Source organism: Pseudonocardia sp. Cha107L01 (assembly GCF_052566575.1).
Genome location: NZ_CP199579.1, coordinates 3,205,985 through 3,219,522 on the forward strand (window position 1 = coordinate 3,205,985; position 13,538 = coordinate 3,219,522).

General features: G+C 73.7%; 10 protein-coding genes and 1 pseudogene. 2 read left to right on the forward strand and 9 right to left on the reverse strand.

Annotated elements, in window-relative coordinates; all coding sequences use genetic code 11:
• Positions 1-16: 16 nt before the first annotated feature.
• From ACTXG6_RS15165 to ACTXG6_RS15180, 4 genes are read right to left on the reverse strand one after another with little or no spacing between them, the layout of a single operon-like run.
• Positions 17-1,531: a PucR family transcriptional regulator gene (locus ACTXG6_RS15165; protein ID WP_445188443.1), complete on the reverse strand. Its 1,515-nt coding sequence runs from the start codon at positions 1,529-1,531 to the stop codon at positions 17-19.
• Entirely contained in the window at positions 1,528-2,724 is a 1,197-nt protein-coding gene (locus ACTXG6_RS15170) for a DUF917 domain-containing protein (RefSeq protein WP_445188444.1), read from the reverse strand. Before ACTXG6_RS15170 ends, ACTXG6_RS15165 begins: the two co-directional genes overlap by 4 nt.
• A gap of 26 nt (positions 2,725-2,750) precedes the next feature.
• Complete coding sequence (locus ACTXG6_RS15175) at positions 2,751-4,202, reverse strand: NAD(P)/FAD-dependent oxidoreductase (RefSeq protein ID WP_445188445.1); 1,452 nt, start codon at positions 4,200-4,202, stop codon at positions 2,751-2,753.
• Positions 4,203-4,243: 41 nt separating this feature from the next.
• Positions 4,244-4,834, reverse strand: coding sequence for a helix-turn-helix domain-containing protein (locus ACTXG6_RS15180; protein WP_445188446.1), 591 nt, complete (start codon positions 4,832-4,834; stop codon positions 4,244-4,246).
• A gap of 182 nt (positions 4,835-5,016) precedes the next feature.
• On the opposite strand from ACTXG6_RS15180, the gene ACTXG6_RS15185 reads away from it, so the two are divergent.
• Positions 5,017-5,616, forward strand: a complete 600-nt coding sequence (locus ACTXG6_RS15185) for a GNAT family N-acetyltransferase (protein WP_445188447.1) — start codon at positions 5,017-5,019, stop codon at positions 5,614-5,616.
• Positions 5,617-5,629: 13 nt separating this feature from the next.
• Here the strand turns inward: ACTXG6_RS15185 and ACTXG6_RS15190 are convergent, their stop codons facing one another.
• The 5 genes and pseudogenes from ACTXG6_RS15190 to ACTXG6_RS15210 form a co-directional block, all read right to left on the reverse strand.
• A complete protein-coding gene (locus tag ACTXG6_RS15190) occupies positions 5,630-6,745 on the reverse strand; it encodes a DUF917 domain-containing protein (protein ID WP_445188448.1) in 1,116 nt (371 codons plus the stop codon).
• On the reverse strand, positions 6,742-7,851 hold the full coding sequence (locus ACTXG6_RS15195; protein WP_445188449.1) for a DUF917 domain-containing protein: 1,110 nt from the start codon (positions 7,849-7,851) through the stop codon (positions 6,742-6,744). The genes ACTXG6_RS15190 and ACTXG6_RS15195 overlap by 4 nt, the downstream gene beginning before the upstream one ends.
• On the reverse strand, positions 7,848-9,449 hold the full coding sequence (locus ACTXG6_RS15200; protein WP_445188450.1) for a hydantoinase/oxoprolinase N-terminal domain-containing protein: 1,602 nt from the start codon (positions 9,447-9,449) through the stop codon (positions 7,848-7,850). The genes ACTXG6_RS15195 and ACTXG6_RS15200 overlap by 4 nt, the downstream gene beginning before the upstream one ends.
• A 9-nt stretch (positions 9,450-9,458) precedes the next feature.
• A pseudogene (locus ACTXG6_RS15205) lies at positions 9,459-10,821 on the reverse strand (purine-cytosine permease family protein).
• Positions 10,822-10,993: 172 nt separating this feature from the next.
• Positions 10,994-12,175, reverse strand: a complete 1,182-nt coding sequence (locus ACTXG6_RS15210) for a thiolase family protein (protein WP_445188451.1) — start codon at positions 12,173-12,175, stop codon at positions 10,994-10,996.
• Positions 12,176-12,268: 93 nt separating this feature from the next.
• Between ACTXG6_RS15210 and ACTXG6_RS15215 the strand changes: the two genes are divergently transcribed.
• A complete protein-coding gene (locus tag ACTXG6_RS15215) occupies positions 12,269-12,712 on the forward strand; it encodes a winged helix-turn-helix transcriptional regulator (protein WP_445188452.1) in 444 nt (147 codons plus the stop codon).
• Positions 12,713-13,538: the final 826 nt, after the last annotated feature.

The window sequence follows — 13,538 nt, forward strand, 5'->3', positions numbered from 1 at the left end:
GCTTTTAGTGCGACGGTCAGCGGTGGAAGACGACGCTGCGGCAGGCCAGGTGCAGGGCGAGGCGTTCGTCGGGGTCGGCGAGATCCACCGCGAGCAGCTCGCGGATCCGGGTGATCCGGGCGGCGACGGTGTTGCGGTGCACGCCGAGCACCGCGGCGGTCTCGGTGAGGGAGGACTCGGCGTCCAGGAACGCGGTGAGGGTCAGCAGCAGCTCGCCCGGCTGGCCGTCCAGCGGCTCCAGCAACGACCGCGCCGCCGGCAGGAAGGTGTCGGTGCGGGTCCAGGCCAGCAGCATCTGGCCGAGCCCCATCCGGTCCACGTGCACGTAGTGCCCGCTGGTGGAGCGCCCGGTGGCGAGCCGGGCCGCGTCGCCGGCCTCGCTGAGCGTCCGGACCAGGCCGGGTACCCCGTGGTGGGCCCGCCCGACGCCCATCGACGTCGGCAGCGACGAGCGCAGCAGCCACTGCAGCCGCCGCGCCGCCGAGGCGTGGTGCTGCAGCTCGGCGGGGCTGGGGGCGTGGTCGAAGGTCGACCAGGCGCCCCAGCCGGAGCCCTGCTCCACGACGACGGCCCGCAGGTGGGCGGCGGACACCGCGCGCAGGACCTCGGGACGGATCGCCACCGGGTCCACCGCGCCGGGCACGTCGATCCGGATGCCCACGTGCCAGCCCTCGATCTGCCAACCCGCATCGATCACCCGGCGCCGGGTGCCGGAGGTCAGCTCGCCGCTGCTCTGCGCGATCTCGGCCAGCAGCGCCATCCGCAGCCGGGCGTCCCGCTCGACGGCGAGGCGCTGCTCGGCCAGCCGCTGGCCGACCGACTCGACCGCGACCCCCAGCGCGGCGGTGATCGCGGCGACTTCGGCCGACACGCCCGCGGGCACCGCCGCCGCCAGCCGGGCGCCCCGGCCCTGGGGTCCCAGTGCCCTCTCCACCAGCTCGGTGCCGGGACCCCGCCCATTGTCGGGACCCGAGCCGGGACCTGAGCCAGGGCCGGGGCCGGGTTCGGGGCCGGCGACCACCCGGCCCGCCGCGTCCAGCAGCCACACCGGCCGCCGCCAGAGCCGGCCCAGGTCCGCGACCAGCGCATCGGTGCCCTGGCCGGCGTCGGCGCACGTGGCCGCGGTCCGGGTGACCAGGTCGGCGACCACCCGGTCCTGCTCGTGGATCAGCCGGGTGGCGGCCATGGTCGCGGCCAGCGGGTCCGGCGCACCGAGTACCGGCAGTCCGATGCGCTCGGCCAGCGCGAGGCTCGCCGGCTGCAGCGCCTCGGTCCCGGGCAGCAGCACGGCGGCGGCACCCTCGGCGTCGGCCCGGCGCAGCAGTGCGTCCAGGTGCCAGTCCGCGCGCGGTGCGGACAGCACGACGGCGAGCAGCTGGCCGGCGGCGCCGCGGGGTTCGGCCAGCACATCCGGCACCACGAGCACACCGTGGACCGGGTTGTCCGACTCGGGCGGCCCGGCCAGCACCACGACCGACGACCAGCCAGGGTGGCCGAGCAGCGCGGCCACGGCGACCCCGGCACTGCTCATACCGGCAACTCCACCGACGTCGACGGTGCCGCCGCCGACGGCGGTTCCGGCAGCAGCACGGCGTCGCAACCGAGGCCGAACGCGCGCGGGTCGACGTGCCGCAGCCGCTCCGGGGTGGCCCGCCACCAGGCCGGCCCCGGCAGCACCACGACGATCAGGTCGTCGCCGGGGCGCAGCGAGTCCACCGCGATCGGCGTGGCGGTCCGGCGGTCGAGCACGCAGATCAGGTCCGGGCAGCTGGCCACCGGCTCGCCGTCGAGCAGCACCAGCAGGTACTCGTTCTCCGCCTCCAACCGCAGCACTGGCCCCGCGCCGCCAGGAGCGCCGCCAGCAGTGCCGCCAGCAGTACCGCCGCGAGCGCCGCCGGGGGTGCCGCCGCCGGTGGACCGGCCGAGCACCGTGATGCTGGCCCGGCCGAACGAGGTCGACGGCAACCGGCTGATGTCGGCGGCCCGCCCGACGCCGAGCAGGTGGCCGCCGAGCGCGGCGGCGACCAGCTCCGGTTCGGGTTTGGCCGGCAGGTCGCGGTGTGCCCGACCGAGCCGCAGCGCGCGGCCGAGGCTGCCCAGACAGCAGTCGCGCAGCGCGTCGCTGGCCGGCGCCGGCACCATCGCAAAGCCGGCCCAGCCGCTGCCCTGCGCGACGAACGCCCGCGCGATCCGCTCCAGCCCGTGCGCGGTGGCGGAGGTGACCAGCACTGTCTGGCCACCCGGCTCGGACATGCCGATCGGGGTCACCGCACCGCCGTGCACCGCCCGGGTGAACTGGTCCACCCGGGGCAACGCACGGCCCATCAGGTCGGCGTCCACCAGCGGCAGTCCGAGCTGGGCCGCCGTGGCAACAGCCAGCGCGCCGTTCAGCCCGGCCGCTTCGAACGGCATCAGCGCGGCCGGCTCGACGCCGGTCCAGCGGGTCAGCGCCCGCAGTGCGGCGATGATCTCCTGGCCGCCGGGTAGTTTCTCGGCGAACATCCGGGTAGCGCCGAGCATGCCGACCGGCACCACCGCCGCATCGCCGAGGTCGGCCGGGTCGTGCAGCACGATCTCGGTGTGCCGCAGCGCGGTGCGCAGCGCGTGCCGATACGTCTGCGCCTCGCCGCCGCCGCCGGACCCGAGCAGCGCGAGGCCGGTGATGAAGGCGTCCACGTCCGCCGCGCCCAGCCGCACCCCGGTCACCCGAGCATGGTGCGCCACCGCCGCGCCGAACCGCGAGCGGACACCTAGCGGCCCGAGATGAGGCCGGCCACCCGCGCGTACCGCGAGGTGTGCAGCGTCTGGTCGTTCTCCCTGCGGTCGGCGGCCCGGTACAGCGCGTAGATCAGCTGGACGCCGAGCCAGCGCAGCGGCTCCGGTTCCCACTGCCGGACCTGGCGGCCCACCCAGGGCAGCCGGGTCAGCTCGGTGTCCTGGCGCAGCACCAGGTCACGCAGGGTGCGACCGGCCAGGTTCGTGGTGGTGACGCCGTGCCCCACATAGCCGCCGGCCCAGCCGAGGCCGCTGGTGTGGTCGACGTGCACGGTCGAGCACCAGTCCCTGGGCACCCCGAGCACTCCGCACCAGGCGTGCGCCAGCCGGGCGTCGGCGGCCTCGGGGAACAGTCGGGTGATCATCCGCCAGAGCGCGACCACGGTGCGGTCGTGGGTGGTGCCGCGGTTGTCCCAGTGCGAGCCGTACCGGTAGGGCACGCCGCGGCCGCCGATCGCGATCCGGTCGTCCGCGGTCCGCTGGGCGTAGATGTAGGCGTGCGCGCCGTCGCCGAGCAGCTCGCGGCCGCCCCAGCCGATCTGGTCCCACACGTGCGGGGGCAGCGGCTCGGTGGCCACCATCGAGCTGTTCATCGGCAGCCACTGCCGGTGCTGCCCGGCGATGCCGCTGGTGAAGCCCTCCACGGCACGGATCACGTACTCGGCGCTCACCTCGCCGCGGTCGGTCACCGCCACCGCGCTCGCCCCCGGGTCGGTCCTCGGCCGGATCTCGGTGACCGTGGTGGCTTCGAAGATGTCCACGCCGAGCGCTTCGACGGCCCGGGCCAGTCCCTGCACCAGCTTCGCCGGCTGGATGCGCGCGCAGTGCGGGGTGTACGACGCGTCCAGCGCGCCGGCGACCCGCAGCCGGCGGGTGCGCTCGCCCGGGTCGAGCAGCCGCAGGTCCGCCTCGCCGACCTGCCATTCGCGCGCCTCGGCGAGCTCGGTGTGCAGCCGCCGCCGCTGCGCCGGGTTGGTGGCGACGTGCAGCAGGCCGCCCTTGACGATGTCGGCGTCGATCCCCTCGGCCTCGGTGACCCGGATGACCTCATCGATGGACTCCCACATGGCACGTTGCAGCGCCACCACGGGCGCCCGGCCGTGCGTCTTCGAGTACCGCTCGCGGGAGCCGGACAGCTCGCCGCTGAGCCAGCCACCGTTGCGGCCGGAGGCGCCGAAGCCGGCGAACTCCCGCTCCAGCACGGCGATCCGCAGCTCGCGCCGGGCACGTTTGAGGTAGTACGCGGTCCACAGCCCGGTGTAGCCGCCGCCGACCAGGCACACATCGTAGGACCGGGGCCCGGGCAGCGGGGCGCGGCCGGCCGGCTGCCCGGTCCGGCGGTACCAGAAGGACACGTCGCCGTTGACGAAGTCGCTGGTGCGCGGGACGTCGTCGAGCGCCGTCGAAGTGCGGGCGTGCGGGATCACGTGACAGCAGCCTCCACATCGGGTCTTCAGGATCATCGGGGTCAGACCGAGGTGGGTGGACTGATGATCCACAGCACCTCGGCCGCGGAACTGCCGTGGCTGTCCAGTCGGTGCGGGCTCGACGTGCGGTACTCGATGCTGTCGCCGGCGCTGAGTCGGTGTTCGTCCTGCTGGCCCGGTTCACCCAGCCAGAGGACGACCTGGCCGTGCAGGACCAGCAGGAACTCCTGTGCGTCGCCGTGCGTGTACGGGTCCGGGCCGGTACTGGCGCCCGGTTCGAACTGGCCGGAGTAGACCTCGACGTTCTGCACCGGCTGCCGCGAGATCAGGAACTTGCGGGCACCGGGCCCGGCCGGCAGCTCCGGCCGGTCGGCGTGGCGCAGTACCCGAGGTCCGCTCGCGGCGTCCTCGCTGAACAGGTCGGCCATGGTCAGCCCGAGCGAGCCGGCGATCCGCCGCAGCATGCCGACGCTCGCGCTGGTGTGGCCCCGTTCGAGTTGACTGATGAAGCTGGCGCTGGCCCCGGCGTACTCGGCCAGCGAGCGCAGCGACATCTTCCGCATCGTCCGGTAGGCGCGGATCCGTGCGCCGAGGCGTTCCCGGTCGGAGTTGGCGGGGCCGTCAGACTCCACTGAACGCACTTTCGATGTCACTTAACAAGATGTTCAGTGGCATCGCATGAAGGTACAGCCGCCGTCGTTTCACCCGCAAGAGTGGCGACACGGGATGACAAACTTGGGGACGTGGCTGAGGCACTAGTGGTGGCGACTGCGTTCGCCGCCCACCTGCTGGTGGACCACCTGTTCGCCGGCCGGTGAGCCCGCTCGTCCGCCCCGCGCGGCCGACGGACGCCGAGGCGATGGGGCGGGTGACCGTCTCCAGCTACCTGGCCGCGCACCGAGGTCAGGTGCCCGAACCCGTCTGGCTGGCCCGCCGCGAGCACTGGACGCCGGAGGTCTCCGCCCGGGCCTGGGCGGCCGCACTGGCCGAGATCGCCGCCGACACCGACCCGACCGCGTGCGTCTACCTGGTCGTCGAGCCGTCCGCCGGCGAGGCCGGAGCCGCCCGTGAGTCGGGTGGGGAGGTCGTGGGCGTGGCGATGGGGCAGCGGGCCGATGCGGCACCGTGGCCGCGTACCGGCGAGGTCAGCGCGCTGTACGTGCTGCCCGGCCACCAGGGCCGTGGCCTGGGCCGGCTGCTGGTGTGGGCGGTCGCCGCCCACCTGCGGGAGCGCGGGCTGCCCGCCCTGACCATCGCCGTGCTGGTCGCCAACACTCCGGCCCGCCGCTTCTACCAGGCATTGGGCGGCCGCGAGGTGGCGGCGGAGGTGACCGAGGAGTCCGGTCACCGGCTGCCCCAGGTCGTCTACGGCTGGCCGGACACCGCGCACCTCGCGCCGGGGAGCAACCCGTGAGTGGCGAGTGGTCCTAGGGGACCACCCGCCACTCACGGGTGGTGCTCTCGACCGGGACGAACGGCTGGTCCAGGCCGAAGCAGCCGGGGCCGAACACGGCGAGCGCCTCGGGGGTGCGCATCAGCGCGGGGGTGGAGATGCCGACCACGACGACGCGCTGCCCGTAGCGCAGCGTCTCGGTGGTGATCGGCTCGGCGGACTCCGCCTCCAGCACGCAGATCAGGTCCGGCACGATGGCCCGCACCTGGCCGTCCACCTCGGCGACCAGGTTCTCGTTCTGGAACACGGTGCGCAGCGTCGAGGTGCCGTCGAACGAGGTGAACCGGGCGCGACCCTTGGCGAAGCCGTCCACGGTACGCCGCTCGACGTCGGCGACCTTGCCGGCGAACAACACCCGCAGGTGCGCGTACAGCGTCGGCGCCAGTGCCTCGGCCAGCGCGGAGATCGGGTCGCGCAGCTGCTCGCGGGCCTCGCGGATGGCCCGCCCGACGGTCAGCCCGAGCGACAGGGTGCGCGGGACGGCCGTGCGCTTGACCTCCGCGCCGGTCATCGCGTACTCGGCGATCAGCGCCGCGCCGCCCATCCGGATCGTGGCGCCGCGGGCCAGCCACTCCATCCGCTTGTTGTCGGTGCCGGTGTCGATGAGCACCAGCTCGCCGTGGTCACCGCTGACCGCCATCGGTGAGCCGGACACCCCGTAGACCCCGAACGTCTCCATCTGCAGCTCCGGGAACGCCCGGCCCATGCCGTCGGCGTCCACCACCGGCAGCCCGGTCGTCGCGGCCACCACCAGCGGGATCATCGAGTTGATACCGCCGCACTCGATCGGCATGGTGGCGTCCGCGGTGCGCCCCAGGTGCCGTTCCAGCGCGCGCAGCGACAGCACCGCCTCGTCGCCGCGCGGGATCTTCTCGATCATCACGGTCGGGGCGCCCATCATCGCGGTCGGGATGACGAACGCGTCGTCGGCCACCTCGTCCGGGTCCAGCACGGTGACCGGGCCGTGGCGGCGCATCGCCTCGGCGACCATCAGCCGCCCGACGTGCGGGTCACCGCCGCCGCCGGTACCGAGCAGTGCCGCGCCGCGGGCGAGGTCGGGCAGGTCGTCCGGGCCCAGGGACCAGCTCACCGGGCACCTCCGGGCCGCGCCGAGCCACCCCAGACCCGCACCGGGTCGTGGTCGTAGCCGAAGTACCTCGGCCCGACCAGTTCGATCGCCGCGGCGGAGTGCCAGCGCGGGTCGGCCGGCGCGCCGAGCACGCTCACCCGGTGCCCGAAGCGCAGCGCCTCGGTGGTGACCGGCTCGCCGGTGTCGCTGTCCAACACGATGATCAGGTCCGGTGTGCTGACCAGCACGTCCCCGTCGCGCACCGCCACCAGGTGCTCGTTCTGGAACCGCAGCTCCAGCACGCCGTCCGGGCCGGCGACCGTCGCGTCGCCCCGGGCGAACCCGGTGGTGGTGCGCCGCGCCACGTCGGTGACCTTGCCGGTGTGCAGCACCCGCCCGCCCAGCTCGTCGGCGACCGCGGCCACCGGGTCGCCGTGGTCGGCGCGCACCGCCTCGATCCGCCGGCCCAGCGTCCGGCACAGGCTCAGGGTGCCGGCCACCAGCGACTCGCGGGCCTGCGGGCCGCTCATCAGGTAGTTGGAGATGATCGCCGAGCAGCCCATGGTGATGGTCAGCGTCCGGGCCAGCGACTCCGCCCAGTGGTTGTCGATGGTGTGCAGTACGCCGACGTTGCCCTTCTCGTCGGCGATCGACATCGGGGTGGCGGCGATCCCGGACAGCGTCGGCAGCACCATCTGCAGCTCGGGGAAGGCCCGGCCCATGCCGTCGCCGTCCACCAGCGGCAGACCGAGCTGCGCGGCCGCGACCAGCGGAATCGTCGAGTTGATCCCGCCGGCCTCGATGCACGCCAGGTGCGTCGGGGTGACCCGCAGGTGCTCGGCGAGCGCGGTGACGGTGCGCCCGATCAGCTCGACCGACGGCGTCTTCTCCACCATCACGGTCGGCGCGCCCATCATCGCCACCGGCACCACGCAGGCGTCGTCGGGCAGCTCGGCGGGGGAGACCAGCCGCACCGGGCCGTACTCCCGCAGCGCCTGCTCGGCGAGCAGCCGCCCGACGTACGGGTCACCGCCGCCGCCGGTGCCCAGCACGGCGGCGCCGCGGGCCAGTGCGGCCAGGTCCTCGACGTGGACCAGATCGGCCACCGCCGTCGTCGCGGCGCTCACCGGACCTGCCCGGCGGTCGGGCGCGGCGAGCTGCTCTGCTCGATCCGCAGGTCGCCGACGGCCTTGCAGCGGATCCGGGTGGCGTTGCCCGGCAGGTACGGGATGGGTACCTCGTCGAAGTCGACGATGGTCACGCTGGCTGGGTCCGCGCCGGCCACCACCGCCCGGTCGACCGCCTCCTGGCGGGCCTCGTCGACCACCGCGTCGCGCCGCCCGGGTTCGATCGCGAACACCCGGTCCACCTCACCGCCGACCTGCGCGATCGCCGCGCCGATGGCGTTGGCCACCGCGAAGTGCTCCGGCCGGTGCACCGCGCCGAGGCCGGGGAACGCGTCGGGCAGCAGCACGGAACCGCCGCCGACCGCGACGACCGGCAGCGGGTCCGCCGAGATCCGCATCCGGTCCACCACGTCGGCCACGTCGGTGGCGATCCGCTCCAGCGCGGCCTCGACCAGCGCGCGCGGCAGGTCGGCCACCCGGGCCGGGTCACCGATCGAGGCGCGGCCGGCTGCCACCGCGATGTCCGTGGCGGTCAGCGTGTCACCGCCGAACACCAGCGCCCGCTCGGTCAGCCGGTAGCCCACCGAGTCCGGCCCGACGGTGAGGTCGGATCCGGTACCCCGGACTAGGCTGCCGCCGCCGAGGCCGATGCTGAGCACGTCCGGCATCCGGAAGTTGGTGCGGATGCCGGCCACGCTGACCTCGACGGTGGCCTCCCGGGGGAAACCGCCGGTGAGTACGCCGACATCGGTGGTGGTGCCGCCGACGTCGACCACCGCGCAGGTACCCAGCCCGGACAGCACCGCGGCGCCGCGCATCGAGTTGGTAGGCCCGGAGGCGAAGGTGGCCACCGGGTAGCGCCGCGCGTAGCCGACGTCCATGAGGGTGCCGTCGTTCTGGCTCAGGTACAGCGGGGCGGTGATGCCGTGGCCCTGCACCGAACCGGCCAGCGCATCCACGATGTGCGCGGCCAGCTCACGCAGCGCGGCGTTGATGATCGTGGCGTTCTCCCGCTCGAGCAGCCCCACCCGGCCGATCTCGTGGGACAGCGACACCGGTAGGTCCGGACCGAGCTCCTCGGCCAGGATCTCCGCGGCGCGCAGCTCGAACTCGGCGTTGACCGGGGAGAACACCGACGACACCGCGACCGAGCGCACGCCGTTCGCGGCCATGTCGGCGGCGTGGCGGCGCAGCTCGCCCTCGTCCAGCGGGGAGATCTGTCGGCCGTCGAACTCGTGGCCGCCGTGTGCCAGGTAGGCGCGGCCGGCAATCGCCTCGACCAGCCGGGCCGGCCAGTCCACCATCGGCGGCAGCGACGCGGTGGCCGGCAGGCCGAGGCGCAGCGCGGCGGTCGGGGCCAGCCGGCGCGCCTCGACCAGCGCGTTGATGAAGTGCGTGGTGCCGATCATCACCGCGTGCACCCCGGTCGGGTCGAACGCGTGCTGGGCCTGCAGGCCGTCCAGCGCGGCGACGATGCCGGAGGTGACGTCGGCGGTGGTGGCCGCCTTCACCGCGGCGAGCACCCGGTCGGACTGGGCGCCCGAGTCCATCAGGACCGCGTCGGTGTTCGTGCCGCCGACGTCAATGCCGATGCGCATCTCTCTCCTCTACTCCGAAACCGGTGTGGGGTGGGGGCTCGCGGCCGGCTCGATCGCGGCGGGGCGCGGCGTCACGCTGGTCCCGACACCGCGGACCAGGCCCAGTTTGCCCGCGACGACGTACAGCAGAAATGCCGCGACCAGCGAGTTGATGCTCGGCAGGCCCCACCCGACCAGGCCGCCGAGCAGCGCCGAGGCCAGCCAGATGAGCAGGGTCGCCGGCACCCAGGTGGGCGCGGACTCGGGCAGCTCGCCGGCGGCCCTGCTGCGCTCCAGCTCCGGGCGCCACAGCTTCACGACGAAGTACTCGGCGACCATGATCCCGGCGATCGGCGGGAACGAGACGCCGAGCAGCACGAGGAAACCGGTGAACTTCGCCAGGATCCCGCCGGCGGCCAACAGGCTGCCGACGATGCCGAGCACCAGCGTCACCACGCCCCGGTTCACCTGCCGGCCGAACACGGTGCTGACAAAGTTCACCACGCCGAGCCCGGAGCTGTAGAGGTTCCAGTCGTTGATCTTCAGCGTGCCCAGGATGATCACCAGGGTGCCCACCCAGCCGACCGATGAGGTCACGATGGTGATGACGTCGTCGGAGCGGACCGCGTGCGCCAGCAGAACGCCGGACAGGCCGATCAGGTACTCGCCGACGGTGAAGCCGAGCACGGTCTGCTTGACCACGTCGGCGGCGGTGCGGTTGAAGCGGGTCATGTCCGGGGTGATCACCGCGCCGACGATGAAGCCGCCGGCCACCAAGCGTGGTCCCCTGCAGCAGTGACATCGGCGGCCCGGGCGGCGCCGCGCTGAGGAGTGGGCCGAGCTGCTGGCCGAGCAGCTCCCGCCCGATGGACCAGGCGACCAGCACAAGGAACGCCGGCACCGTCACGAACGCGACCCAGTTCATCGAGGCGAAGCCCCACAGCACGATCAGCGTGACGACCAGCCCGAAGACCAGCGACCAGGCCCACGCCGGGAGCCCGCCGATCAGAGTGACCAACCCCTCGGCCGAGACCCCGGACTGGACCCCGAACCAGCCGATCAGGCTGATCCCGATGGCCACCCCGATCACCGCGCTGCCGCCGTGGCCGAAGCCGGTCCAGCGGGTCAGTACCGAGGTCTGGAGCCCCTCGCGGGCGGCGATGATGCCGACCCCGATGGAGACCAGCTCCAGCACCAGCGCACCCAGGGTGAACGCCCAGAACGCACCCCAGAACGTCATGCTGAACCCGATGGTCGAGCCGAGCAGGAACTGGCTCAGCGCGGACACCTGGCCGAACCGCTGCACCGCGACCGACCACCAGGAGTACCGCGCACTCAGTGGCACCCTCGCCAGGGCGTAGTCGTCGACTCCCACATGACCCGAGCTACCCATGGCGAGACCTCCTCGCGACGCTGATAGCGCACGACGGTAGGCGCTGGTCAGGGCTGCGTCACGAGTCAGGTTGCCAGGTCAGGTAGATCAAACAGTGCATATCGCACAGTGACCCTCCCTCGGTGGGTTCGCTCTTGCGGGGCGAGCCCACCGCACGGGTGCTGATCAGCTGTCAGAGGGCTTCGAGGAGGGTGGCGTTGGCCAGGCCGCCGGCCTCGCACATCGTCTGCAGCCCGTACCGCGCGCCGCGCTGGCGCAGGGCGTTGACCAGGGTCGTCATGATCCGGGCACCGCTGCCGCCGAGCGGGTGGCCGAGCGCGATGGCGCCGCCGTTGACGTTCACCTTCGCGAGGTCGGCGCCGGTCTCCCGCTGCCAGGCCAGCACCACGCTGGAGAACGCCTCGTTCACCTCGAACAGGTCGATGTCGGAGAGCGACAGGCCAGCGCGCCGCAGCACCTTCTCGGTGGCCGGGATGACCGCGGTGAGCATCATCAGCGGGTCGTCGCCGACCACGGTGAAGCTGCGCAGCCGGGCCAGCGGACGCAGGCCGAGCTCCGCCGCCTTCTCGCTCGACATGATCAGCAGCGCCGCGGCGCCGTCGTTGATCGGGCTGCTGTTGCCGGCTGTGACCGACCAGTTGATCTGCGGGAACCGCCGCGCCATCACGTCGTTGGCGAACGCCGGGCGCAACCCGGCGAGCACCTCGGTGGTGGTCCCGGGGCGGACCGACTCGTCGGTGGTGACCAGACCGTTCGCCGTGCTGACCGGGACGATCTGGCTGTCGAAGAGCCCCTGCGCGTGCGCGGCGGCGGCCCGCTGGTGCGAGGTGGCCGCGAACTCGTCCAGCTCGGCGCGCGACAGCGACCACTTCGCCGCGATCAGCTCGGCGCTGATCCCCTGCGGCACCAGCCCGTCCGGGTAGCGCCGGGCGATGTCCGGGCCGAACGGATCGGTGCCGGGCAGCACGGCGGAACCCATCGGCACCCGGCTCATCGACTCCACGCCGCCCGCGATCACCACGTCGTAGGCGCCGGAGATGATGCCCTGTGCCGCGAAGTGCACCGCCTGCTGGCTGCTGCCGCACTGCCGGTCGATGGTGGTGGCCGGCACGCTCTCCGGCAGTCCGGCGGACAGCGCCGCCCAGCGGGTGGTGTTGTACGCCTGCTCGCCGACCTGGCTGACGGTGCCGCCGATCACGTCGTCCACCAGGGCCGGGTCGATCCCGGTGCGCTGGATCAGCTCCCGGATCGCGCCGCCCAGCAGCTGGACCGGGTGCACGCCGTGCAGGGCGCCGCCCGGCTTGCCCTTGCCGATCGGGGTGCGTACCGCGTCCACAATCACTGCGTCTCGCATCTGATGCCTCCTTGCAGCGGATGTACTCCTACTGCAACGCTTCCACCACCTAAGTTGTATTTCAAGACTCAGTCGGTCGGGTAAAGTGTGGCCATGGCGACACGAGTGAGGGAGTGCTCGATCGCGGACGCACTGGCCGTGATCGGGGAGCGGTGGAGTCTGCTCGCGCTCCGGGAGGTCTTCTTCGGGGTGCGTCGGTTCGACCAGATCCAGCGCAACACCGGCGCCAGCAGGGACATCCTCGCGACCCGGCTGCGCACGCTGGTCGGCGCAGGCGTGCTGGAGAAGGTGCAGTACGAGCAGCATCCGCCGCGCTACGAGTACGTGCTCACCGATGCGGGCCGGGACCTGCAGGCGGTGCTGACCACAGTGCGCGAGTGGGGCGAGCGCCACGTCACCGAGGGCGAACCGCCCACCGTCTGGCGGCACAGCTGCGGGGCCGAGCTGGCGACCAGGACGGTCTGCGTCCACTGCGGCGAGGAACTGCGCCCCGGCAGCCTCGAGCTGATCCGAACCCGCTGGCTCGAGCCCGCGTAGCCGCGATGGCACGGCCGGCCCGGGCGTGGCCGGCGGTGCCGGGGTTGGCCGGCGGTGCCGGGGGTGGCCGGCGGGCCGGCGGTGCGCGGGGGTGGCCGGCGGGCCCGGGGGTCGCCGGGGGTGGCCGGCGGGCCCGGGGGTGGCTGGCGGGCCCGGGGTTGGCTGGCGGGCCTGGCGGTGCTGGGGAGTGGCCGGCGGGCCCGGGGGTGGCCGGCGGTGCGCGGGGGTGGCCGGCGGTGCGCGGGGGTGGCCGGCGGTGCGCGGGGGTGGCCGGCGGGCCCGGGGGTCGCCGGCGGTGCGCGGGGGTGGCCGGCGGGCCCGGCGGGCCCGGGGGTGGCCGGCGTGCCCGGGGGTGGCTGGCGGACCCGGGGGTGGCTGGCGGACCCGGGGGGTGGCCGGCGGTGCCGGGCTGCGCGTGTTACCGAGCTGCACACGGTGCAGGTTTTTCGGCGCGCGAACCTGCCTGTTGTGCAGCTCGGTAACACGGTGCAGGTGTTTCGGCGCGCGAACCTGCCTGTTGTGCAGCTCGGTAACACGCGACTCGACGGGCTGTCGGTCTGTGCGGGGCGGCCGGGGATGGACGGGGCGACGTGGTGTCGCAAGGTGCGCGGCAACCGCGTGAGGTGCGCGGTCACCGCGTGAGGTGCGCGGTCACCGCGTGAGGTGCGCGGCGACCGCGTGAGGTGCGCGGCAACCACGCGCGGTGCGGCAACCAGCCGCGGAACGGTCACCCGGCAGCTGAACCCGACGCCGCTCAGCCCGACATCGCCGAGCCCGACATCGCCGAGCCCGACATCGCCGAGCCCGACATCGCCGAGCCCGACAT

What these genes read in the sequence shown, in the direction of transcription:
- ACTXG6_RS15165 (WP_445188443.1), bottom strand. Translation starts at nt 1,531, where the DNA reads ATGAGCAGTGCCGGGGTCGCCGTGGCCGCGCTGCTCGGCCACCCTGGC.
- ACTXG6_RS15215 (WP_445188452.1), top strand. Translation starts at nt 12,269, where the DNA reads ATGGCGACACGAGTGAGGGAGTGCTCGATCGCGGACGCACTGGCCGTG.
- ACTXG6_RS15210 (WP_445188451.1), bottom strand. Translation starts at nt 12,175, where the DNA reads ATGCGAGACGCAGTGATTGTGGACGCGGTACGCACCCCGATCGGCAAG.
- ACTXG6_RS15200 (WP_445188450.1), bottom strand. Translation starts at nt 9,449, where the DNA reads ATGCGCATCGGCATTGACGTCGGCGGCACGAACACCGACGCGGTCCTG.